This window comes from Rahnella sp. PD4 (assembly GCF_049199325.1).
In the GTDB taxonomy this organism is placed as follows: domain Bacteria; phylum Pseudomonadota; class Gammaproteobacteria; order Enterobacterales; family Enterobacteriaceae; genus Rahnella; species Rahnella perminowiae.
The window spans coordinates 433,626-455,633 of the sequence record NZ_JBLZQF010000002.1 but is presented as its reverse complement, the minus strand read 5'-3'; the positions used below and the strand labels follow the sequence as shown (position 1 = coordinate 455,633).

The 22,008-nt window shown below is 52.1% G+C and carries 20 protein-coding genes; 9 read left to right on the top strand and 11 right to left on the bottom strand.

All coding sequences use genetic code 11. From position 1 onward, the window contains the following. Positions 1–107: 107 nt before the first annotated feature. The 4 genes from mepS to ACOZIO_RS06755 all read right to left on the bottom strand — a co-directional run bounded on the left by mepS (position 108) and on the right by ACOZIO_RS06755 (position 3,284). A complete protein-coding gene (gene mepS, locus ACOZIO_RS06770) occupies positions 108–683 on the bottom strand; it encodes a bifunctional murein DD-endopeptidase/murein LD-carboxypeptidase (RefSeq protein ID WP_013574652.1) in 576 nt (191 codons plus the stop codon). A gap of 428 nt (positions 684–1,111) precedes the next feature. Continuing rightward, positions 1,112–1,825, bottom strand: coding sequence for a phosphatase PAP2 family protein (locus ACOZIO_RS06765; protein WP_217139046.1), 714 nt, complete (start codon positions 1,823–1,825; stop codon positions 1,112–1,114). Between the two features lie 60 nt (positions 1,826–1,885). Next, positions 1,886–2,860: a CobW family GTP-binding protein gene (locus ACOZIO_RS06760; RefSeq protein WP_421595120.1), complete on the bottom strand. Its 975-nt coding sequence runs from the start codon at positions 2,858–2,860 to the stop codon at positions 1,886–1,888. A gap of 289 nt (positions 2,861–3,149) precedes the next feature. Beyond that, entirely contained in the window at positions 3,150–3,284 is a 135-nt protein-coding gene (locus tag ACOZIO_RS06755; RefSeq protein ID WP_255466707.1) for a hypothetical protein, read from the bottom strand. A 351-nt stretch (positions 3,285–3,635) separates the two neighbouring features. On the opposite strand from ACOZIO_RS06755, the gene ACOZIO_RS06750 reads away from it, so the two are divergent. After that, entirely contained in the window at positions 3,636–4,367 is a 732-nt protein-coding gene (locus tag ACOZIO_RS06750) for an FCD domain-containing protein (protein WP_129952389.1), read from the top strand. A gap of 59 nt (positions 4,368–4,426) precedes the next feature. Here the strand turns inward: ACOZIO_RS06750 and ACOZIO_RS06745 are convergent, their stop codons facing one another. Together ACOZIO_RS06745 and yeiP are read right to left on the bottom strand one after the other, a co-directional pair. Beyond that, entirely contained in the window at positions 4,427–5,896 is a 1,470-nt protein-coding gene (locus tag ACOZIO_RS06745; protein ID WP_129991260.1) for a mannitol dehydrogenase family protein, read from the bottom strand. A gap of 270 nt (positions 5,897–6,166) precedes the next feature. Further along, positions 6,167–6,739, bottom strand: coding sequence for an elongation factor P-like protein YeiP (gene yeiP, locus ACOZIO_RS06740; RefSeq protein ID WP_015696520.1), 573 nt, complete (start codon positions 6,737–6,739; stop codon positions 6,167–6,169). A 244-nt stretch (positions 6,740–6,983) separates the two neighbouring features. Between yeiP and ACOZIO_RS06735 the strand changes: the two genes are divergently transcribed. Continuing rightward, positions 6,984–7,238: a YkgJ family cysteine cluster protein gene (locus tag ACOZIO_RS06735; RefSeq protein ID WP_129952391.1), complete on the top strand. Its 255-nt coding sequence runs from the start codon at positions 6,984–6,986 to the stop codon at positions 7,236–7,238. On the opposite strand, the gene ACOZIO_RS06730 is transcribed toward ACOZIO_RS06735, so the two are convergent. Beyond that, positions 7,235–8,449 carry a sugar efflux transporter gene (locus ACOZIO_RS06730; protein WP_129952392.1) on the bottom strand — a complete coding sequence of 405 codons (1,215 nt, stop codon included), beginning with the start codon at positions 8,447–8,449 and terminating at the stop codon, positions 7,235–7,237. The genes ACOZIO_RS06735 and ACOZIO_RS06730 overlap by 4 nt on opposite strands. Positions 8,450–8,909: 460 nt before the next feature. On the opposite strand from ACOZIO_RS06730, the gene fruB reads away from it, so the two are divergent. Genes fruB through fruA form a run of 3 tightly spaced genes read left to right on the top strand, consistent with a single transcriptional unit; the run spans position 8,910 to position 12,688 of the window. After that, positions 8,910–10,040, top strand: a complete 1,131-nt coding sequence (gene fruB, locus ACOZIO_RS06725; RefSeq protein WP_129991259.1) for a fused PTS fructose transporter subunit IIA/HPr protein — start codon at positions 8,910–8,912, stop codon at positions 10,038–10,040. Further along, complete coding sequence (gene fruK, locus ACOZIO_RS06720) at positions 10,037–10,972, top strand: 1-phosphofructokinase (RefSeq protein WP_013574663.1); 936 nt, start codon at positions 10,037–10,039, stop codon at positions 10,970–10,972. The genes fruB and fruK overlap by 4 nt, the downstream gene beginning before the upstream one ends. A 15-nt stretch (positions 10,973–10,987) precedes the next feature. Beyond that, positions 10,988–12,688: a PTS fructose transporter subunit IIBC gene (gene fruA / locus ACOZIO_RS06715; RefSeq protein WP_129991258.1), complete on the top strand. Its 1,701-nt coding sequence runs from the start codon at positions 10,988–10,990 to the stop codon at positions 12,686–12,688. 159 nt (positions 12,689–12,847) lie between these two features. On the opposite strand, the gene nfo is transcribed toward fruA, so the two are convergent. Together nfo and ACOZIO_RS06705 are read right to left on the bottom strand one after the other, a co-directional pair. Beyond that, positions 12,848–13,714 (bottom strand): deoxyribonuclease IV, encoded by an 867-nt coding sequence (gene nfo, locus ACOZIO_RS06710; protein ID WP_129991257.1) that lies wholly within the window; start codon positions 13,712–13,714, stop codon positions 12,848–12,850. 90 nt (positions 13,715–13,804) lie between these two features. After that, on the bottom strand, positions 13,805–14,911 hold the full coding sequence (locus ACOZIO_RS06705; protein ID WP_129991256.1) for a YeiH family protein: 1,107 nt from the start codon (positions 14,909–14,911) through the stop codon (positions 13,805–13,807). 188 nt (positions 14,912–15,099) lie between these two features. On the opposite strand from ACOZIO_RS06705, the gene yieE reads away from it, so the two are divergent. From yieE to ACOZIO_RS06685, 4 genes are all read left to right on the top strand, one after another. After that, on the top strand, positions 15,100–15,972 hold the full coding sequence (gene yieE / locus ACOZIO_RS06700) for a DNA-binding transcriptional regulator YeiE (RefSeq protein ID WP_129952397.1): 873 nt from the start codon (positions 15,100–15,102) through the stop codon (positions 15,970–15,972). 131 nt (positions 15,973–16,103) lie between these two features. After that, positions 16,104–17,579: an amino acid permease gene (locus ACOZIO_RS06695; RefSeq protein WP_217139052.1), complete on the top strand. Its 1,476-nt coding sequence runs from the start codon at positions 16,104–16,106 to the stop codon at positions 17,577–17,579. Positions 17,580–17,812: 233 nt separating this feature from the next. Then, positions 17,813–18,895 (top strand): FecCD family ABC transporter permease, encoded by a 1,083-nt coding sequence (locus ACOZIO_RS06690; protein WP_129952399.1) that lies wholly within the window; start codon positions 17,813–17,815, stop codon positions 18,893–18,895. Next, the gene (locus ACOZIO_RS06685) at positions 18,895–19,731 is read left to right on the top strand and encodes an ABC transporter ATP-binding protein (protein WP_421595119.1); all 837 of its coding nucleotides are present in this window, start codon (positions 18,895–18,897) and stop codon (positions 19,729–19,731) included. Before ACOZIO_RS06690 ends, ACOZIO_RS06685 begins: the two co-directional genes overlap by 1 nt. An 89-nt stretch (positions 19,732–19,820) precedes the next feature. Here the strand turns inward: ACOZIO_RS06685 and ACOZIO_RS06680 are convergent, their stop codons facing one another. Then, positions 19,821–20,627, bottom strand: coding sequence for a 5'-nucleotidase, lipoprotein e(P4) family (locus ACOZIO_RS06680; protein WP_129952401.1), 807 nt, complete (start codon positions 20,625–20,627; stop codon positions 19,821–19,823). Positions 20,628–20,830: 203 nt separating this feature from the next. Continuing rightward, on the bottom strand, positions 20,831–21,940 hold the full coding sequence (gene ompC / locus ACOZIO_RS06675) for a porin OmpC (RefSeq protein ID WP_047608711.1): 1,110 nt from the start codon (positions 21,938–21,940) through the stop codon (positions 20,831–20,833). Positions 21,941–22,008 lie beyond the last annotated feature (68 nt).

The window sequence follows — 22,008 nt, the reverse complement described above, 5'->3', positions numbered from 1 at the left end:
GATATTTAATACACTTTATTACAGGCATAAAAAAACGCCATCCAAAGATGACGTTTTTTTATTCGCTTGGCATAGGACAACAAGAACTAAATCATCAGGTAACGGCATTAACCGTTAGCTAAAACTCGTCTTGCTTCACGATAACGTGCATTCCAGTAGGACTCTTTCAGATTGGAAATCATCACACCGTTGCTGGTGGATGCATGCACAAACTGATCGTTACCTAAATAAATACCGACGTGACGGCCTGTAGAACCCGCGCGGAACAGAACCAGATCACCCGGACGCAGTTTCGTGCGCTGGATTTTCTTGCCTTTCTCTTCCTGTTCATAGGTTGAACGAGGTAAATCCATACCAAATTGTTCGCGGAATGTTACCTGTACGAACGCTGAGCAATCGATACCACGCTTGCTGTCACCGCCTAACCGATAACGAACGCCTTTCCAGCCAGCGTACTGATCCATAATTTTGGATTTAACGTTGACGTTGCGAACCATTGCTTCGAATTCATCCTGAGAGGCTTGCAGTAGAAGGCCATCATTGCCATTTACTGCACGCATATCAGTTTGTGCGTTTTCTGTGTTCGAAGAATGTGTACCACTACATGCAGAGAGAATAATTGCTGCACCAATCGCGGGAATTATCCGCGTGATATATCTCAGAAACGGTTGAGACTTGACCATTATTGTTGTTATCCCTTGGTGTCCTTAACGATTAAATCGTTATTAAAATTGCCAAACGAAGCGAGACTACCTGCCGTACATCTGTGGGACAAATGCCTTGAAGGGAAAATGTGTGTCAGAGCACGTTTTTTTCCTGAACCGGGGCGTTTTTAGCACAATTCTATGCAGGCGAATTGGAGATTACCGTAATGAACAGGTGATTGCGAGAGGTATTATGAGATTTCTTATAAGAAATTGTGATGTAAGGTGATGTAAGTAAACATGTTAAAAGTGATGGGTGATATTTATACAAATTTGGGTTAAAGCCGCATCATTAGTGCGTTCCTGGCACATAATACGAGAGAGAAGTGCTGAAAAGTTTCTTATAAAAAGGCCCGGCAGATCATAAACATCTGTCGGGCCATAATTATTATGTATGTAATTTGAAATTATGCCTGTGACTTAGGATTTTTTTTACCGGGTAACTTTTTCTCAAGCCAGTTAATCAGCATATCGCTCGCAGGCGTCATTAGCCACCAGCTGGCACCGACCAGCACGACGGACATTGAGCCGACCGCGATATCCGTAAACCAGTGTGCACCAATCATCACCCGGGGCAGGGAGAAGATGAAGGTGATGATCAAAGCGATAGCGAATGCTGACCTGCCCAGGTAGCGCAGCATGAAGCATGAGAAAATAATCAGCATCATGCCATGATCGCCCGGGAAACTGTCTCCGGAAGCATCTTTGGTAGGAATGCCAGTCAGCTCGCTCACCCGGTTTACACCCGGGAAGCTGAGCGACGGACTCTTGTGGCTGACAGGCAATAAATGCCCTATCTGGTTGAGCACCACCGCGGTCAGCAGCATCACAATACCAATAATGATGTAACGCCGACGCCCGTTGCCATCCTGCTTGAGGAAGTAGCTCAGATACAATATTCCCATCGCCAGGAGTGAAATAACATCAAAGGCACGGTTATTGGTCACGGCGACCAGGTGCAGGAACCACGCATCGGTTGCCAGATGTTGGTTAAAAAAGAAGAAAATCGATTTATCAATCGGGAACCAGAAACCATGGTTTGCTGGCAGATAGAAAGATAAAAATAAGGCAACGCCTAATACATTGAGTATCAGGATTGCCGGGATATTGCGGCGCCACATAAAGGAAAACCTATTCTTAGCAGGGTAAGGAATAACGTAGTAAGCGTTAACTTAATCCGATCAACTTAAACGAATCTTCAACAAAGATGATTGTAATGTATTCCATTGCACTTCGTTTTGCGTAATAAGCTCAATTCTGCTGTCTGAAGGCAGCGCCGGTCTGGTTTCGATATGTAAGTCATTGCCCTGCCGGTTAATCATTAAGGTGCCTTCTTTAATGCGCATAATCCCTTTGACACGTTCAACCGGTACTGCACGCGCCCAGTCGAGAATGTCCGCCGCCTCAAACTGTGTTTCGCCATCAAATATCCATCCGCAACTGGTATAACCGTCTGCCTGATTCAGTGCGCGACGCCAGCGTTGTTTCGCCGGCAGGCTCAGCGCGGCCAGCCCAGATTTTTCGGCATGAGCATGATGATGTTTAGCTTGCGGTAACTCAGCCCGATTCTGGCGCGGTAAATCCAGTAAAGCCGGGTCTATCTTACCTTGCGAAGCGGTGATCAGAAGGCGCTGGCGGCCACTGTGTTGATACCATTCGTCCAGCTTCTGTTTGTCCTGTGCCTGCGTCACATCAGACTTATTCGCCACAATGATGTCTGCCGAGGCCAGCTGATCGCGAAAGTTTTCATTCTCAATGACGCGCTGATCGCTTAACTGACGTGGATCCAACAGACAAAGCGTGGCATTGAGTGTCAGCCAGTTGCTGTAAACGGCGGACGTCAGTAAAGAGAGGATCTGCTTCGGATGCCCCAGCCCGGTGGGTTCGATCAGCAAGCGGTCAGGTTTTGCCTGCTGCAATAACATATTCAGGCCCACCTGCATGGGCAAACCGTTCACGCAGCACATGCAACCACCGGGAATTTCCTTCAGGACCGCACCACTGTCAGCCAGTAACGCACCATCAATGCCGACTTCGCCGAATTCATTTACCAGCACGGCCCACTTCTCACCTTCAGGCTTCTGAGCCAGCAGATGGCGCAGCGTGGTGGTTTTGCCGCTTCCCAGAAAACCGGTGATCAGGTTGGTTTTGGTCATGGTTGCACATCCTTTTTGAAAAATTTCCCGTCAATGTGCAGCGACTTCTTAAGAAAATCCAGCGTTGTGCCGATGTAAGACATGGATTGCTTATTTTTAGCGGCAGGCGGGCACGGTTTATTTTGTATTCAGGCGTGTGAATTCAATGAGATGTATTAATGTTAAATTGCAGTTATGGGAACTTTAAAATTTATAATTATGATGAGGTGTCACCATGAACAGAATGACCTGTGTACTGTTTTTGGGAGTCATGGCCTCAGGGACGACTCAGTTTGCCACTGCCGCTGCATCAGGCGGAATCATTCACTTTACGGGCGCGATTGTTGACGGAGGATGCCAGTTTAACGCTGAACAGAACCGGGTGATCAGTCATTGTGAGCGTGACGGCCGGCAGATAAGACAGGTTCATACGGTAAATGTCCATACTCCATCCTCTTTCGCACTACCTTTGTCTCTCGGAAAGGTCACAACGCAGCATATTAATAATGATCCTCGTCTTGCTGTAATGACGGTGAATTATAATTAAATGCCGGAAATGAATTAACACAGCTAATGATTTGTAACCCGGTCATTGAGCGCGTCAGTATGATACCACCGAGTTTGGCCGGACAACTTTGTAAAGTGGCTGGCCCGGTTTTGATCGGACCGTCAGTTTTCCATTCCTGTCCTTTCCCTTTTTGCCGACATGTTATAATTTTCCCTCTTATTTCAGGCATCAGAACGATTTATCAGATGTCAGACCAATTAAGACTGTGGCAGAGAAAAGAGGCAAAACATGCGACTTTATCAGGAGATAGGCGGTCATCTGCGCCGCGATATCCATGCCGGGAAGTATGCCCCTGGTGATCGCCTTCCTCCGGAGCGTGACATTGCTGAATCTTATTCCGTCAGCCGGAGTGTGGTGCGTGAAGCGCTGATCATGCTGGAACTCGAAAAAGTGGTAGAAGTGCGTAAAGGTTCCGGCGTCTATGTGTTGCATCAGCCGCAAGACGGCCAGCCGGAAGATGCTGACAGCGGATATGGCCCGTTTGAGCTATTACAGGCGCGGCAATTGCTGGAAAGTGAAGTCGCGGCTTTTGCGGCGATGCAGGCCACTAAGACGGATATTCTGCAAATGCGCGATGCCATTGATGCACAACGTGAATGCATTGCCCGTGGCGTATCCGATGATGCTGAAGATCAACGGTTTCATGCCTTGCTGGCGCAGGCTTCCCAGAACAGCGTGCTGGTTAAACTGGTGGATGATTTGTGGCTGATCCGCCAGCGCAGCCCAATGTGGCAGGGGATCCATCAGCATGTCGGCAATAAAAATTACGGCCAGATTTGGTTGCAGGACCATCAGAGAATTTTGCAGGCGGTACTGCGCAGGGATCCGAAAGCCGCCAAACAGGCGATGTGGCAGCATCTGGAAAATGTAAAAGATATGCTGTTACAGGTTTCGGATGCTGATGATCCGTCTTTTGACGGATTCCTGTTCTCTTCGGTCCCCTCCGGGCTGAACGATTAATCGCGCAAAACAAATAAAAACGGCTGCCGCAGCAGCCGTTTTCTGTGTCAGTGTCGGGCTTAACGCATGTATTTTGCGACAGTCTTCTTCGCGCCGATTCTTTGGAGATCGGCATATGCGCTCAGGATGGCGTTTACGACTTTCTCTTCATGAGGCAACTGTTCACCGAATACACCTGTCAAGGTCAGCAGGGCTTTCACACGCGGTTCGCCATCTTCAGTTGACGCCACAATTTCAGCGACTGTTTCAGCCATCGGATCTTTAATCTCGATCGGTTGTCCGGCATCATCAGTCCCGCCCACATAACGCATCCAGCCTGCTACGCCCAGCGCCAGCAATTCATAGGAACCGCCATTTTTAACATGCCAGCGGATTGAGTCGAGCATACGCTGTGGCAGCTTCTGTGTACCATCCATCGCGATTTGCCAGGTCCGGTGTTTCAGCGCCGGATTGCTGTAACGCGCAATCAGGCTGTCAGCATAGGCGTTAAGATCAACCCCCCCGACGCTGAGTGTCGGGGCCTGTTCATGCAGCATCAGATGATGGGCAGCGGCTTTGTAGTTGGCGTCTTCCATGCAATCATTGATGTGCTGATAGCCGGCCAGATAGCCAAGGTATGCGAGGAAAGAATGGCTGCCGTTCAGCATGCGCAACTTCATTTGTTCAAAAGGCAGAACGTCGTCAACCATCTGCGCACCGGCTTTCTCCCAGTCAGGGCGGCCTGCCACGAAATGGTCTTCCACCACCCACTGAATGAACGGTTCGCAGGCGATACCACAAGGATCGGTCACGCCACCGAGTGCTTCGGTGATTTCTTCCAGCGTGTTCTCTGTTGCCGCAGGAACGATGCGGTCAACCATAGTGCTTGGGAAAGAGACGTTTTCAGTGATCCATTTCGCCAGCGCCGGGGAACGGGCTTTCGCCATGCCCAGGACGGCTTTTTTTACGACCAGACCGTTTTCAGGAATGTTATCGCAGCATAAAACGGTGAAGCCCGGCAGGCCGCGTTCATGACGCAGGCGCAGCGCTTCAACGAGTACACCTGGCGCAGTACTGGGTGCCTGATCACCGGCCAGATCCTGCTGAATTTTTGGATTTTGCAGATCCAGTTCGCCAGTGCCTGGCTCAATGCAATAGCCTTTTTCGGTAATGGTCAGGGAAACAATCGCTATCTGAGGTTCGGTGAGTTTTTCAAGTACCGCTGTCAGCCCGTCAATCCCGCCATGCACTGATTCATGCGCGGAGCCGATGATAATCGCCTGGTTGCCGTCCGCGCCTTTTTCCAGCACGGTAAACAGATGATTTTGCTGACGTAAGCTTTTGATCAGGGTTTCATTGCCAAACAGGCTGATTTCGCAAATGCCCCAGTCGCCCCCCTGAAGGTTCAGTACGCGGTTGGTCAGCAGTGCCTGGTGAGCGCGATGGAAGGCGCCAAATCCGAGATGAACAATACGGCTTTTTAACGCATCGCGATCATAAGCAGGCAATGACACTGCTGCAGGCAGGGACGCTGTGGCAATAGTTTTCATGCAATACTCCAGACAAGTCAGAAATAAATAATTGGTCAGGCCAAATTGGGGCTGTTTACCCGTCAGTTCAATTTTATGCTGGATAAAGCGACGATTTAAGCCGAAATCAGGGTGTAGAGTGTAAAGTCATATGATAGAAAGGGGAATTGGTAAGTCCAGACAGCCACTCATTTTGTGATACAGATCCATTGTCTGAGAGATGAATTGCAAAATGCAGACAATAAAAAAGGAACGCCGGAGCGTTCCTTTTACCGAAGGGCAGGGCGCTGATTAATCCGCGCGGCCCATATAACGGCGTTCTGCAATATGAATACGGATTTTGTCGCCAGAACTCAGGTACTCAGGAACCTGAATGTTCAGTCCGGTGCTCATTACCGCAGGTTTGGTGCGGGAACTGGCGGATGCGCCTTTGATGCCCGGAGCTGTTTCCACGATTTCCAGATCCACAGTCTGTGGCATTTCGAGCGCCAGCAGCTGGCTGTCCAGCGTCAGAACCTGCATGCCCTGCAAGCCTTCTTCAGGGATGAACAGCAGTTCATCTTCGATCTGTGCCTTATTAAAGGTGTAGGGCGTGAAGTCTTCGTCATCCATAAAGATATATTCGTCACCATCCACGTAAGAGAAGTTAACTTTACGACGGGTCAGGGTAACGGTATCCAGGATATCGTCGCCTTTAAAGCGCTCTTCCACTTTGCCACCCGTACGGACGTCAGCGAAACGCATTTTATACAAGGTGCTGGCACCACGGGCGCTCGGGCTCTGAACATCAATATCTTTTACCAGCAGCAATTTGCCGTCGTAGTTCACAACGAAGCCGCGTTTAATTTCGTTAGCACGTGCCATATAAATAACCTGTCAGCAGAGAGATAAATAATTTGCGACACGTTACTCGCGCCGCTGATTTCAGGCAAGCAGATAGCGTAAAAAGAGTCGCGAAACTCCGCGTTACGGCGCATTTTTTGCGCTCCGCCTGCCGGTATGAAAAATGTTCGGGTAATGATGTTAAAAAGTCGTCAATATTTCGCTGGTGGCGCATTACCTCGCCTGCTATTGTCGCGGCTCAAAATGAGGCCTGAGGAGGCTGTTGATGGACTGTCGTACTGATTGCGGAGCCTGTTGCATAGCGCCCTCAATTTCAAGCCCGATCCCGGGGATGCCAGACGGCAAGCCGGCGAATACACGCTGTGTTCAGCTGGCCGATAATTTCCTGTGTAAAATTTTCGCCTCACCGCTGCGCCCGAAAGTGTGCGCAAGTCTGCAGGCCAGCCGCGAAATGTGTTTTACACATCGCGACCAGGCACTGACTTATCTGATTAAGCTGGAAGCGGATACGGCGCCTTAAACCGCCGCCGCTGGCATACTTTCAGCCGGCTTATCGACGTTTTTCACTTTCCAGATACACAACACTGAACCGATCACCATCACCAGTGCGGCGTAAAATACCGCATGGTATGTCCAGAACTGCGCGATCACTCCGGCCAGCGAACCGGCGAGGATCCAGCCCGCCCGTGTTGAGTTGGTGAAAAGCGTGGTGGCGGCCCCTGCCTGACCCGGCATCAGATCCTGAAAATACAGCATGCCGATCCCGGCCAGAATGCCGATGAAAATCGCGTTCAGCAACTGTAAAGCAATCAGCATGGCTGCACCGGTTGTAAACAGAAGGCAGCCGTAGAAAATCACCCCCGCCAGCACGGCAAAACGCATCAGGAAGCGTTTCCCTAACTGCTTAGCCAGATACCCGGCAATCAGCATGGTCGGAATTTCCAGACAGGCGGCACTGCCCATCAGCACGCCCGCCAGTTTTTCCGGCAGTCCCAGTTCACGCACCACATACAGCGGCATATTAATCAGATAAATGCTATTTGCTGCCCACATCAGCGAACAGGCAATGAACAGCATCAGTGTATCGCGGCGGTTACGGCGGGGTGCTTCCAGCGTGGCGGTGGTTTTGATGTGCGCTTTAGGCATTGAAGGCAGGAACATCCACACCATTACACCGCACAATAAGAAGGCCAGCGCGGCAGCGCAGTACATAAAGGTAAAACCAAATCCCATCGACAGGGCGAAGGCCAGCGGCGGGCCGACCACCCATGCCAGCGAAACCTGTGCGCGCAAAATTGAGCTGAACATCACGGCTTCACGGCCGGTTTTTTCGGAATGCTCCCGGGCTAACGCGAACATCTGCGGGTTTGCCGTAGAACCGAAACTCGACAGCAAAACGCCGATGAACAGCAGAATAAAGTAATTACGGTTGAAGGCGAAAAGCACACAAGCCAGCGCACCCAGTATGCAGCAATACAAAATCAGCGTTTTGCGGTCACCGCGTTTATCAGACCACGTCGCCAGCAACTGGCTGACGAAAATACCGATCACGGCGCTGCCGGTAAAGAAGATACCGACCATAAACGGGCTGACGTGCACCTGAGACGTCAGGAACAGGCTGAGGGTTGGCGTCTGTAATGCGCCCGCAATGCCCGTGAGAAAGGCGATGATCAGAAAAGCAGTCGACGTCATGTCGGGTAAACGGCGGGCTGACGTTGTAGAAATTCGCATTAGGTAAATGAACCGGATGTAGGGGAGGGGACAAAATTTGCGCGAATGTTACGTCAGTTTAAAAAAAACAAAAACAGGTTTTGATCATCAAAAATGTAAACCGGCGTGAATTTGCCATACTGAAGAATAAAACCGCACTTTGTGTCAAAAACCGCCAGATCAGGGGGGCTTTTTTTACGGCATCATGCCTGACCACCACCGGTCAGCTTGTGTCAGCATTTTACGTCAGCCTGCTTCAGCATTTGCGTTAAGTAATCTGTTTCGGAAAGCTCTCAGAAAGGAAACTGTGCGTAACATCAAAAAATTGTTATGCAAAATCAGGGAAAGCTTGATTTAAAAACAGGCCGGATTGAGACTCCTTGAAACGTTTCAGCGTTGTCATTTTTCTCCTGAGATCTGATGGCGCTCCTTTTTTCTCAGTAAAGCTGAAACGATTCAATTTCAGCAGGAGAGGAGAATTATGTTCCAACTGTCACAGCAAGATATTCATCTCGGTGCGGCTGCCAGCGATAAGCAGGACGCTATTCGCCAGGTTGCAGCAGCACTGACTCAGGCCGGTCGCGTCAGCGAAGGTTATGTTGACGGCATGCTGGCGCGTGAGTTGCAAACCTCGACTTACCTTGGCAACGGCATCGCAATCCCGCACGGCACCACGGATACCCGTGACCTGGTACTTGATACCGGCGTGCAGGTTTTCCAGTTCCCGCAGGGGATTACCTGGGGTGAAGGTCAGACGGCATATGTCGTGATCGGCATCGCAGCCCGTTCTGATGAACACCTCGGTTTGCTTCGCCAGCTGACGCACGTATTAAGTGATGACAGTGTGGCCGATCGCCTGGCAAAAACAGATTCTGCTGAAGAATTACGCAGCCTGCTGATGGGCGAAAAAAATGCGGCTGAATTTCTGTTTGATACCCAGCTTATCGCGGTCGATGTGGCCGCTGAAAACCTGATCACATTACAGGCGCTGAACGCAGGCCGCCTGAAAGAGATTGGTGCGGTCGATAACGCTTTTGTCAGCGATGTCATCAGCCGAAAACCGCTGAACCTCGGGCAGGGCATCTGGCTGAGCGACAGCACCGAAGGCAACCTGAAAAGTGCGGCAACAGTAAGCCGTGCGCAGCAGGCGTTTGATCTGGATGGCGAAAAAGTCTCCATGCTGCTGACGATTTCCGTTGCCGACGATCAGCCGCTCGATGTGCTGAACTACCTCAGCGATTTGCTGATTGCCAACAAAGCTGAACGCTTGCTGACGGCAGATTCCGTCGGTGTGCTGGCCTTGCTGACCAGCGAAGTCGAAGAACAAGCCAATGTGCTGACCGCTGAATACGTTATCCGTAACGAACACGGCTTGCATGCACGTCCGGGTACCGCACTGGTGAACGTAATCAAACAGTTCAGCAGTGAAATCACGGTAACGAATCTTGATGGCAGCGGTAAACCTGCCAACGGTCGCAGCCTGATGAAAGTCGTGGCGCTGGGTGTTAAAAAAGGTCACCACCTGCGCTTTACCGCCAGCGGTGAAGATGCAGAACTGGCATTAAAAACCATCGGTGAAGCGATTGCTGAAGGTCTTGGGGAGGGCGCATGAGCCGTCGGGTCGCCACAATTACTTTAAATCCGGCCTACGATCTGGTCGGTTACTGCCCTGAAATCGAACGGGGTGAAGTCAATCTGGTACAAACCACCGGCCTGCACGCGGCGGGTAAAGGGATTAATGTTGCCAAAGTGCTGAAAGATCTCGGCATTGACGTCACCGTTGGCGGTTTCCTGGGAAAAGAAAACCAGGATGGCTTCCAGCTGTTATTCAGCGATCTGGGCATCGCGAACCGCTTCCAGGTCGTCAACGGCCGTACCCGCATCAATGTAAAACTGACTGAAAAAGACGGCGAAGTCAGCGACTTCAACTTCTCAGGCTTCAATGTCACGCCTGCAGACTGGGAACGTTTCGTGACGGATTCGCTGTCATGGCTGGGTCAGTTCGACATGGTGGCTGTCAGTGGCAGTCTGCCAGCGGGTGTTGATCCTGATGCCTTCACCGACTGGATGAAACGTTTGCGCGCACAGTGCCCGTGCATCATCTTCGACAGCAGTCGTGAAGCGCTGGTTGCCGGTCTGAAAGCTGCTCCGTGGCTGGTTAAACCTAACCGTCGTGAGCTGGAAATCTGGGCTGGCCGTAAATTACCGGAACTGAGTGACGTAGTAGAAGCCGCACACGCCTTGCGTGATCAGGGGATCGCCCATGTGGTGATTTCTCTGGGGGCTGAAGGTGCATTGTGGGTTAACGCATCCGGTGCCTGGATCGCCAAACCACCAGCCTGTGAAGTTGTCAGCACCGTAGGTGCCGGCGATTCCATGGTCGGTGGCCTGATCTACGGTTTGCTGATGCGTGAATCCAGTGAACATACGTTACGGCTGGCAACCGCAGTTGCTGCCCTGGCTGTCAGCCAGAGTAATGTTGGTGTCACCGATCGTCCGCAACTTGCGGCGATGATGGCCCGTGTTGATCTGAAACCCTTTTAACCCGCAGGAGGCAGAATGAAAATGCTGCTGATGATAGACAGTTCGCTGGGACAGGCTCGCAGCCAACTGGCGAAAAATTTGCTCGCTGCTGCTGCGGCGAAAGCAGGCCACCAGCTGACTGAACAGGCCGCTGAGGCTGATGTGGTGGTTGTGGCCGGTGAAAACGTACCTAATGAGCCCGCCCTGGCTGGCAAAAATATTTATACCGGTGACGTGTCTGACGCAGTCCGTGATCCGGAGACTTTCCTGCAACGCGCGCTGGCTGAAGCGAAACCGTATGTCGCCCCGGTTGCGGCAGCTGTGCCGGCTCCGGCCGCCAGCGGCCCGAAACGTATCGTTGCTATCACAGCCTGCCCGACGGGTGTTGCACACACCTTTATGGCGGCTGAAGCCATTGAAACCGAAGCAAAAAAACGCGGCTGGTGGGTAAAAGTCGAAACCCGCGGTTCTGTCGGTGCCGGTAATGCTATTACGCCGGAAGAAGTTGCAGCGGCTGATCTGGTGATCGTCGCGGCTGATATAGAGGTGGATCTGGCGAAGTTTGCCGGTAAGCCGATGTATCGTACATCTACCGGTCTGGCCCTGAAAAAGACCAAACAGGAACTGGACAAAGCGCTGGTTGAAGCTGATGTGTTTGAGCCGAAATCTCAGGGCAAAGCAACGGGCACAGGGAAAAAAGAAGCGGGTGGCGCAGGCCCGTACCGCCATCTGCTGACCGGGGTGTCTTACATGCTGCCAATGGTGGTAGCGGGTGGTTTGTGTATCGCGCTGTCATTTGTCTTCGGTATCAAAGCCTTTGAAGTGAAAGGCACGTTGGCTGCTGCGCTGATGCAAATCGGGGGGGCTTCAGCCTTCGCGCTGATGGTGCCGGTTCTGGCCGGTTTCATTGCCTTCTCTATTGCTGACCGTCCGGGTCTGACGCCGGGTCTTATCGGCGGCATGCTGGCTGTCAGCACCGGTGCTGGTTTCCTCGGCGGTATCATTGCAGGTTTCCTGGCGGGTTATGTGGCGAAAGCCATCAGCGGCAAGCTGAAATTACCGCAAAGTATGGAAGCGCTGAAACCTATCCTGATTATTCCGCTGGTGGCGAGTCTGATTACCGGTCTGGTAATGATTTACGTGGTCGGTACGCCGGTTGCCAAAATCATGGCGGGTCTGACTGCATGGCTGCAATCTTTGGGTACAGCCAATGCGGTACTGCTTGGAGCAATTCTCGGTGCGATGATGTGTACCGATATGGGTGGCCCGGTGAACAAAGCCGCTTACGCGTTCGGCGTGGCATTGCTGAGTTCTTCCGTCTACGCCCCTATGGCCGCCATCATGGCTGCCGGTATGGTACCTCCTCTGGCGATGGGACTGGCAACATTGCTGGCGCGTCATAAGTTTGAGCAAAGCGAACGTGAAGGGGGTAAAGCGGCGCTGGTATTAGGTCTGTGCTTTATCTCTGAAGGTGCGATTCCGTTCGCAGCCCGTGACCCGATGCGTGTTCTGCCATGCTGTATCGCAGGTGGTGCACTGACCGGTGCTTTATCGATGGCATTCCATGCGCAACTGATGGCACCACACGGTGGTCTGTTCGTGCTGCTGATCCCTGGCGCAATCACACCGGTACTCGGTTATCTGGTGGCGATTATCGCCGGTACGGTTCTGGCGGGTGGTGCATACGCGATTCTGAAACGTTCAGATGCTGCGGTAGCCGCGAAAGCTGCTGCATAACGGTAAATTGTTAAAAGCCAAAAGGCGCGACATGTGAATGTCGCGCCTTTTTTATTGCGCCTTCTCTGCGAAAGAAAAGAGAGTATGGAGCTGAGTCATTCTCTTTTTTACTCATCTCCTTCGCAGGGGGAGGGAGCCGACCGGAATTTACTGTAAAAACTAAGCTGCCGCTTCGCCACTTTCAGACGTTTGCTGTGCTTTCAGCCAGGCGATTTCATCTTTCCAGATGTCCGGATTGACTGTTTCGAGGATCATCGGGATACCGTCGAAACGTGCATCTTTCATGATCCAGCTAAAGGCGGTATTGCCGATATTACCTTCGCCGAGGCTATGGTGGCGGTCAACGCGGCTGTTGAATGCGCTTTTCGCATCATTGAGATGCATACCACGCAGGTATTGAAAACCTACCACATCGTCAAAGTGCTTAAAGGTTTTCTCGCATTCTTCCACCGTACGCAGATCGTAACCCGCCGCAAAGGCGTGACAGGTATCGATGCAGACACCCACGCGGCTTTTATCTTCCACACCTTCAATAATTTTGGCCAGATGCTCGAAACGGAAGCCGAGATTACTGCCCTGACCGGCGGTGTTTTCGATAACCGCTGTCACGCCTTTGGTTTTATCCAACGCAATGTTCAGAGATTCAGAAATCAGCGCCAGGCATTTATCTTCTGCGATTTGCATCAGGTGGCTGCCCGGATGGAAATTTAGCAGTGAAAGGCCCAGTTGTTCGCAGCGTTGCAACTCATCAAGAAACGCCTCGCGTGATTTCTCCAGCGCTTCGGCGACCGGATGACCGAGGTTAATCAGGTAGCTGTCGTGCGGCAAAATCTGACTGCTTTGGTAGCCGTATGTTTCACAAGCCACTTTGAATTTTCCGATGACGTCTTCCGGCAACGGTGCGGCTTTCCACTGACGCTGATTCTTGGTGAAAAGCGCAAAAGCCGTGGCTTCCAGCTCGTGTGCCCTCAGAACCGCCTGATCGACCCCCCCGGCTGCACTCACGTGTGCTCCCACAAACTTCATTTTTGCTCCTCAGTTATTCATCGCGTTTATGGGCAAATGATAGCGCCTCCTGGCAGGAGGCGCAGCACTGAAGTGTTAAAAGCAGCAACATCAGCCCAAAAGCTGCTGAACCAGCTGGTTGATACCGGCACCGCCGACAATCAGCCAGATGAACAATACCGCCGCCAGCAGCATCGGTTTAAGGCCCGCCTGACGTAATGCGCTGATGTGGGTGGTCAGCCCGAGCGCTGCCATCGCCATCGCCAGCAGCACGGTATCGAACGTAATCAGCATCGGGATCCAGCTGTGGGGCAGAATATTGAGTGAATTAACTGCCGCTACCAGAATAAACAGCAGGGCAAACCACGGGATAGTAATGTTACGCATGCCCGTCATCTGACCGCCTTGTTGCCCGGCTTTCCGTGACGTCCAGCCAGAGAGCAGCAACAGGAACGGCGCCAGCATCATGACGCGGATCATCTTGGCGATCACTGCCGCGTTTTCCGCATCCGGGCTGATACCCTGACCGGCTGCCACGACCTGCGCAACTTCATGCACCGTCGAACCGGTATAGATGCCGAACTGGGCAGCGGTAAAGCTCAGCCAGTGATACTGAGCATTCAGATGCCATAACCACGGATACAAAAAGATGGCTGCTGTTCCGAAGATCACGACAGTTGCCACCGCAACCGTCACTTTCTCGGCTTTGGCATTAAGCACCGGTTCCGTCGCCATCACCGCCGCTGCGCCACAGATGCTGCTACCCGCGCCAATCAGCATCGAGGTATCGCGGTCCAGTTTAAAGACCCGCTGTCCAAGCCAGCAGGCGAGGGCGAAAGTGGAACACAGCATCAGCGCGTCAGTCAGAATACCGGTCGCGCCGACATCCGCAATTTGCGCAAACGTGAGTCGTAAACCGTAAAGGATAATGCCCAGACGCAGAAGACGTTGCTTCGCCAGCGTCACACCTTCCTCACACCAGGGTTTTGCCGCCGGATACACCGTGTTACCGATTACCATGCCGATGACAATCGCCAGCGTCAGTGCGCTCAGGCCGAGATGATTTAGCGCAGGAATATCACTTAGCCAGATCGCCAGTGCAGTGATCATACCCGTCAGCGCCAGGCCGGGTAACACGCGGCGAAAGCCCGAAAAATGAGGGAGATGCGGGTTATCCGCCGCTTTTTTATTTTCGTTTTTAAGCGCAAGTGTATTCATTGTCCGTTCCTCATTCAGGAGTGATGAGATAAGGCTACGCCGCGCTTATATAAAAATGAAATAGATTATTACTTTATAACCTATCTATAAAAGTGGTATAGAGTATCCATTCAAAAGAGGCCTGCAAGGCAAGGGTCTATACTAAAAGCACAGCGTGCTATAGGGCGCATGAGAATAGCGGGACATTTATGCACATAACATTGCGACAACTTGAGGTTTTCGCCGAGGTGCTGAAAAGCGGTTCGACCACGCAGGCGTCAGTTGTGCTTTCATTATCACAATCTGCGGTCAGTGCGGCGCTGGCCGATATTGAAGGGCAACTGGGCGTGCAGTTATTTGACCGTGTCGGTAAGCGGCTGGTCATTAATGAGCATGGGCGTTTGTTGTATCCGAAAGCGCTGGCATTGCTCGAACAGGCTGGCGAAATCGAGCATCTGTTTAATCACGACAACGGTTCGCTGCGCATCGGCGCGAGCAGCACTATTGGCAACTATATGCTGCCGGCGATGATTGCGGATTATCGTCTGGATTTCCCCCACACACCGCTGGAACTGAACGTGGGTAACACCAACGATGTCATTAATGCAGTGTCGGACTTTCGTGTCGATCTCGGTTTGATTGAAGGCCCGTGTCAGTTGCCTGAACTGATCACACAGCCCTGGCTGGATGACGAACTGGTGGTGTTTGTCGCACCGGAAAACCCGCTGGCGGGGCGGGTGGTTTCGCTGGAGTCGCTGGCGCGTGAACCCTGGATCCTGCGCGAGCGCGGTTCCGGTACCCGTGAAGTGTTAGATCACCTGCTGTTGCCGCAGCTACCGGATTTTAATCTGGTCATGGAGCTGGGGAATTCCGAGGCAATTAAGCATGCTGTCAGGCATGGCATCGGGATCAGTTGCCTTTCACGTCGGGTGATTTCTGAGCAGCTAAGCAGTGGTTCTCTGGTAGAGATCCGGTTGCCGGTCGCGCCGATGGTGCGCAAACTTTACCTGATCCATCATCGGCAAAAACATATCTCCGGCGCATTATCACGGTTTCTGACCTATTGTCGCGAAGCCCAATAACGGTCTTTCACTAATGATCTGCAGCCAGTTATGAAGGTGTCTTATAACAGGTCGTTCCTGCTATTCAGAGCGGCAGGTTTTGCTACAATCCGCGCTTAAATTTCCACATGACGAGCGGATATAGGGAAAAAATGGCTCAACAACCTACAAAAAATACGCAGGTGGCTCCCACACTGCGTCGCGAGCTTAAGGCACGTCACCTAACGATGATCGCCATCGGCGGTTCAATTGGTACGGGATTATTTGTTGCTTCAGGTGCGACAGTTTCCCAGGCGGGCCCGGGTGGGGCACTGCTTTCCTACGCATTAATCGGCATCATGGTTTACTTCCTGATGACCAGTCTGGGTGAACTGGCGGCGTTCATGCCGGTTTCAGGTTCGTTCTCTACCTACGGCTCCCGCTATGTTGAAGAAGGCTTCGGTTTCGCCCTGGGCTGGAACTACTGGTACAACTGGGCTGTCACCATCGCGGTTGACCTGGTGGCCTCACAACTGGTGATGAATTACTGGTTCCCGGACACGCCTGGCTGGATCTGGAGCGCTTTGTTCCTCGGTCTGATCTTCCTGCTCAACTACATTTCCGTGCGTGGTTTTGGCGAGGCGGAATACTGGTTCTCGCTGATCAAAGTGGTCACTGTCATCATCTTTATTGCCGTCGGCGTACTGATGATCACCGGTATCATGCGTGGTGCTGAAACAGCGGGCTGGCATAACTGGGCCATCGGTGATGCGCCATTTGCGGGCGGTTTTGCCTCGATGATAGGTGTGGCAATGATTGTCGGCTTCTCCTTCCAGGGTACAGAACTGATCGGTGTGGCAGCGGGTGAATCGGAGAACCCGGGCAAGAATATTCCGCGTGCCGTGCGTCAGGTTTTCTGGCGTATCCTGCTGTTCTATATTCTGGCGATTCTGGTCATCAGCCTGATCATTCCTTATACCGATCCAAGCCTGCTGCGTAACGAAGTTGGCGATATCTCCGTCAGCCCGTTCACACTGGTGTTCCGTAATGCCGGTCTGTTGTCAGCAGCGGCAGTGATGAATGCCGTGATCCTGACCGCGGTACTGTCTGCCGGTAACTCTGGTATGTACGCCTCAACCCGTATGCTGTTTACACTGGCAAGTGAAGGTAAAGCGCCACGCATTTTCGCCAAATTGTCAAAAGGCGGTGTGCCGCGTAACGCGCTGTATGCCACCACCATCGTGGCTGCGCTGTGCTTCCTGAGTTCAATGTTTGGTAATCAGACGGTTTATCTGTGGCTGCTTAACACCTCGGGCATGACGGGGTTCATCGCCTGGCTGGGGATTGCAGTCAGCCATTACCGCTTCCGTCGTGGTTATGTCCTGCAGGGACGTGACCTGAAGAAATTGCCTTATCTGTCAGGTTTCTTCCCGTTCGGTCCGGTTTTTGCCTTTGTACTCTGTCTGATCATTACGTTGGGCCAGAACTATCAGGCGTTCCTCAAGGACACCATTGACTGGGGCGGTGTTGCGGCAACTTACATCGGCCTGCCGCTGTTCCTGATCATCTGGTTCGGCTACAAGTTGAGCAAAGGCACCAAAGTGGTGAAATACAGCGACATGGAATTCCCGGATCACGTCGATAAGTAACAGACCCGGATTTTCATATTCTGGAAACGCGGAGCTCAGGCTCCGCTTTTTTTTGCCTGCGATCCATGCCGGGAGACTTATAACGTCATGCTTTGTTACCCCTTGTTTAATCTGCATGCCTGATAGGTTTTGCAAAACACATTGATAATTATTATCATTTATTGCCTTCCTACGGGAACCGCAGAACAGGTTCTTCCGCCGTAAGTTTTTAACTTAATGAGATTGTAGCGAAAATGAGTGCAACTACCGAACCCGCCCTGGCGGTGAAAGGCAACGCAGAAGACAGCGTTATGGGGCGATACCAGAATATCGTACGTCGCCGTTTGTTTATTATGCTGATCCTGGTACTGGCGATTGTCGTCTCACTGGTGATTGATTTCATTATGGGGCCTTCGGGGTTATCACTTGGCACGCTGTGGAAAACGCTGTTTGATGCTGCGGCGGCGGATCCGGGTACGCGGGTCATTGTCTGGGACATTCGTCTGCCTTACGCGCTGATGGCGGTGGCGGTCGGGATGTCACTGGGCCTGGCCGGTGCTGAAATGCAGACCATCCTCAATAATCCGCTGGCCAGTCCGTTTACGCTGGGCGTGTCTTCTGCTGCGGCATTCGGTGCCGCGCTGGCGATTGTGCTTGGCATCGGTATTCCGGGGGTACCGGATCAATGGTTTATCTCCGCCAACGCCTTCATTTTTGCCTTATTTGCCGCACTGATGCTCGACGGCATCACCCGCTGGACGCGCGTTGCCAGCTCCGGCGTCGTGCTGTTTGGTATTGCGCTGGTCTTTACTTTCAACGCATTGGTTTCGCTGATGCAATTTATCGCCACCGAAGATACCTTACAGGGGCTGGTTTTCTGGACGATGGGCAGCCTGGCGAGGGCGTCCTGGGTCAAACTCGGTGTGATGGTTCTGGCTTTCCTGATCCTGCTGCCGTGGTCGATGATGAGCGCGTGGAAACTCACGGCGCTGCGGCTGGGTGAAGATCGCGCTGTCAGCTTTGGTATTGATGTACGCCGTCTGCGTCTGGGGACGCTGCTGCGCATCAGTATTCTTTCCGCGCTGGCGGTGGCATTCGTCGGGCCGATCGGTTTCATCGGGCTGGTGGCACCGCATATCGCCCGCCTGATGTTTGGCGAAGATCACCGTTTCTACCTGCCCGCCAGTGCACTGATTGGCGCACTGGTGTTATCGATGGCTTCGGTGGCCTCTAAAAATCTGGTGCCGGGCGTCATTATTCCTGTCGGCATCGTAACGTCTCTGGTTGGCGTGCCGTTCTTCCTGAGTATTATTCTTCGTCACCGGGGGAATGTCTGATGTCTGAGATGTTAGAAATGCGTCCTGAAAATTTACTGAATGTCGCTACGCAGGGGTTGCAAATCCGCGATTTTAACGCGGGATACCCGAAGCGCCACGTGATCCGCCATCTGAATGTGCCAATGTTACCCCGAGGGAAAATTACGGTACTGCTCGGGCCAAACGGTAGCGGTAAATCGACGTTGCTGCGCGCCCTCGCCGGGCTTAACCGGGCAGAAGGGCAGCTGATGCTTGACGGACATGATTTAATGCCGATGCCGTTTGCGCGACGTGCAGAGCAGGTAGTTTATCTGCCGCAAACTCTGCCTGCGGGTGTGCATCTGCATGTGCTGGAGTCGATCATCGTGGCACAGCGCGCCTCCGGTGGGAAAGGCAGGAATGCGCAAGGCACGGAGAAAGTGATGGCGCTTTTGCGCCAGCTGGGTATCGAGCATCTGGCGCTGAGTTATCTTGATCAGCTTTCCGGTGGCCAGAAGCAACTGGTCGGCCTGGCACAATCCCTGATCCGTCAGCCTTCGTTACTTTTGCTCGACGAACCGCTCAGCGCACTGGATCTCAACTACCAGTTCCATGTCATGGATCTGGTGCGTAAGGAAACCCGGAAACGCAATATCGTGACGGTGGTTGTCGTGCATGACATCAATATCGCCCTGCGTCACGGCGACCGTATACTGATGCTTAAAGATGGCAATCTGATTGCCGATGGCGAACCGGAAGAGGTGATCACCGCCGACAGTCTGGCGCGGGTCTACGGGGTGCGCGGCAGAATTGAGCGCTGCTCGCAAGGGACTCCGCAGATACTGATTGACGGGTTAGTGGGGGATCCGGAGATTTAACGTTATGTCCTGACAAAAGGCAGACATTACTCAGGCGTTCACCGATCCGCTTCCTCCCCTGCGAAGGGGAGGAGCAAACCGCAACGGGCTTATTTCCCGTTCCACGCTTTCAGATTCTGCTCGCGTGCTGACAATTTCTGCTCAGGCGTTAACTTGTTGTAATCCTTCGCCAGACCGCTTTCCCAGTCGCCGTACAGCGGGTTCGGTAGCACGATATATTGTGTGCCGAAGTGCTGATGGTTCTGATTCACAAACGCGCGGCGCTGCTCGTTACCCTGATGGTAGGTTGCAGAACCAAAATCATTCAGGTTGTCGCCGATGTAAATCACCACGTGATAGCCCGCAGCCTTGATGGAATCAAAACGTGGCTGTTTGTTGGAGGTATCAGAACTCAGCAACAAGGTTTTTTCGTTGGCGCCGGTAAAGCCCAGACGGTTCATGTTATCCAGTGTTGCGGCGTATTCGCTGGTTTTGCGGTTAGACACATAGAACATCGTGCCACCGTGGGTGTTGACGTAATTGGCGAATTCAACAGCGCCCGGAACGGCCATTGCCTGGCGGGCTGCGGTCCACTGAGCCCAGGTTTTGCTGTCGAATGGCTTGTTCGCTTTGACCTGCCACGCACTGTATGCGCTGTTATCGAGCATAGTTTCATCGAGGTCAACGACAACCGCTTTCTTCTGACCGGCCAGAGGCTGCGCCTGGTCATAGGCCATTTTTGCCGTATTAAATGCCTGATAAGCCAGTGCCTGATATTCACCAGATTGCTGGAACCAGTTCAGCGCCATGACGGACTGATCGTTCAGCTTCTGTTGGGCATCTGGTTTTTGCTGCGCACAGCCGCTGAGGGCCAGCATGATTAAAGCACTGGTGGTGCAAAGCGAAATTTTATTCATTGGTTGTCCCTATGCTTGTTAAGAAAGATTCGCATTCATGAAAATCGTTAAAACTGTAGCAGATTCAGCGGGGTGTGGAAGAATAAATGACGCGTTACGCGAGATATAGCGGGAAAATGGCAGAAATGAAAAGGGCCGGAGGGTGAGTCCGGCCAAAAAAATCAAAGACAGAGAAATAACAATGAGGGGGTTAACGCTTAAATTTAGAACTGATAAACCAGGCCAACGGCAGTGACATCGTCGTTGTTCAGAGCCAGTTTATTGTCGTCAGACAGCTGGTTGATTTTATAATCAACATAAGCGGACATATTTTTGTTGAAATAATAGGTCGCTGCGACGTCAACGTATTTAACCAGGTCGGCATCACCGATGTTTTCAATATCTTTCGCTTTAGTCTGGACATAACCCAGTGAAGGGCGCAGGCCATTTTCAAACTGATACTGTGCAACAGCTTCGAAGGTTTGTGTTTTATTCGCAAAACCGCTGCCAGCCGGTGCGCCAGCGATTCCGCCAGGCACAGTAATAGCCAGCATATTACGGGTTTCAGCATACATGGCGGCTAAATAAACGCCATTAGCGTCATATTTCATGCCGCCTGTCCATGCGTCCGCTTTATCACCTTTGCCGTAAGTGGAATTACTCTGAGCCGTGGTGCGGTCTGAAGACGCATACGCGCCGCCGAAGCTCACGCCGGTGTCACCCAGTGCGTACGTGGTAGAAAGTGCATAACCGTCGCCGTTCGCTGTGCTGCTGCCGCGACCGTCGTTTTCATTTTTGCCCTGGTACTGAACGGCAACGTTCAGACCGTCAACCAGGCCGAAGAAGCCACGGTTACGGTAAGTGGCTACGCCGTTGGTACGGCCGGTCATGAAGCGGTCAGCTTTGGTATAACCGTCGCCGCCGAACTCAGGGAACATATCGGTCCAGGCTTCAACGTCGTACAGTGCGCCGTAGTTACGGCCATAATCGACGGAACCGTACTGACCGAATTTCAGACCTGCAAAGGCCAAACGGGTTTTCGTGCCGGTGGTGCTTGGCGTTTTGCTGTCAGATTCAGCATGGTTAGCCATGACGTTGTATTCCCACTGGCCGTAGCCGGTGATCAGGTCATTAATTTGTGTCTGGCCTTTAAAACCGAAACGAATATAACTCTGGTCACCGTCATTGCTGGCCGAGTCAGAGAAGTAATGCAGACCTTTTACTTTACCGTACAGATCCAGTTTATTACCGTCTTTATTATAAACTTCCGCTGCGTGAGCTCCTGATGCAATCAGTAAACCAGGAATTAAAAGTGCCAGAATATTACGTTTCATGAATTTTTACCCTGCATTTTCTATTAAAAGCTTTTCGGGAAAGCTTTATATGAAGTCTTATGGAAAGA

Excerpts from the sequence above, each read along its gene's own strand:
- ompC (WP_047608711.1), bottom strand. The coding sequence starts at position 21,940 with ATGAAACGTAATATTCTGGCACTTTTAATTCCTGGTTTACTGATTGCA.
- ACOZIO_RS06745 (WP_129991260.1), bottom strand. The coding sequence starts at position 5,896 with ATGAAAACTATTGCCACAGCGTCCCTGCCTGCAGCAGTGTCATTGCCT.
- ACOZIO_RS06765 (WP_217139046.1), bottom strand. The coding sequence starts at position 1,825 with ATGTGGCGCCGCAATATCCCGGCAATCCTGATACTCAATGTATTAGGC.
- ACOZIO_RS06705 (WP_129991256.1), bottom strand. The coding sequence starts at position 14,911 with ATGAATACACTTGCGCTTAAAAACGAAAATAAAAAAGCGGCGGATAAC.
- fruB (WP_129991259.1), top strand. The coding sequence starts at position 8,910 with ATGTTCCAACTGTCACAGCAAGATATTCATCTCGGTGCGGCTGCCAGC.
- fruK (WP_013574663.1), top strand. The coding sequence starts at position 10,037 with ATGAGCCGTCGGGTCGCCACAATTACTTTAAATCCGGCCTACGATCTG.
- ACOZIO_RS06690 (WP_129952399.1), top strand. The coding sequence starts at position 17,813 with ATGAGTGCAACTACCGAACCCGCCCTGGCGGTGAAAGGCAACGCAGAA.
- mepS (WP_013574652.1), bottom strand. The coding sequence starts at position 683 with ATGGTCAAGTCTCAACCGTTTCTGAGATATATCACGCGGATAATTCCC.
- fruA (WP_129991258.1), top strand. The coding sequence starts at position 10,988 with ATGAAAATGCTGCTGATGATAGACAGTTCGCTGGGACAGGCTCGCAGC.
- ACOZIO_RS06760 (WP_421595120.1), bottom strand. The coding sequence starts at position 2,860 with ATGACCAAAACCAACCTGATCACCGGTTTTCTGGGAAGCGGCAAAACC.
- ACOZIO_RS06685 (WP_421595119.1), top strand. The coding sequence starts at position 18,895 with ATGTCTGAGATGTTAGAAATGCGTCCTGAAAATTTACTGAATGTCGCT.
- nfo (WP_129991257.1), bottom strand. The coding sequence starts at position 13,714 with ATGAAGTTTGTGGGAGCACACGTGAGTGCAGCCGGGGGGGTCGATCAG.
- ACOZIO_RS06755 (WP_255466707.1), bottom strand. The coding sequence starts at position 3,284 with ATGGACATTTACCGTATGAACCTGTCTTATCTGCCGGCCGTCACGCTC.
- yeiP (WP_015696520.1), bottom strand. The coding sequence starts at position 6,739 with ATGGCACGTGCTAACGAAATTAAACGCGGCTTCGTTGTGAACTACGAC.
- ACOZIO_RS06730 (WP_129952392.1), bottom strand. The coding sequence starts at position 8,449 with ATGCGAATTTCTACAACGTCAGCCCGCCGTTTACCCGACATGACGTCG.
- yieE (WP_129952397.1), top strand. The coding sequence starts at position 15,100 with ATGCACATAACATTGCGACAACTTGAGGTTTTCGCCGAGGTGCTGAAA.
- ACOZIO_RS06695 (WP_217139052.1), top strand. The coding sequence starts at position 16,104 with ATGGCTCAACAACCTACAAAAAATACGCAGGTGGCTCCCACACTGCGT.
- ACOZIO_RS06750 (WP_129952389.1), top strand. The coding sequence starts at position 3,636 with ATGCGACTTTATCAGGAGATAGGCGGTCATCTGCGCCGCGATATCCAT.
- ACOZIO_RS06680 (WP_129952401.1), bottom strand. The coding sequence starts at position 20,627 with ATGAATAAAATTTCGCTTTGCACCACCAGTGCTTTAATCATGCTGGCC.
- ACOZIO_RS06735 (WP_129952391.1), top strand. The coding sequence starts at position 6,984 with ATGGACTGTCGTACTGATTGCGGAGCCTGTTGCATAGCGCCCTCAATT.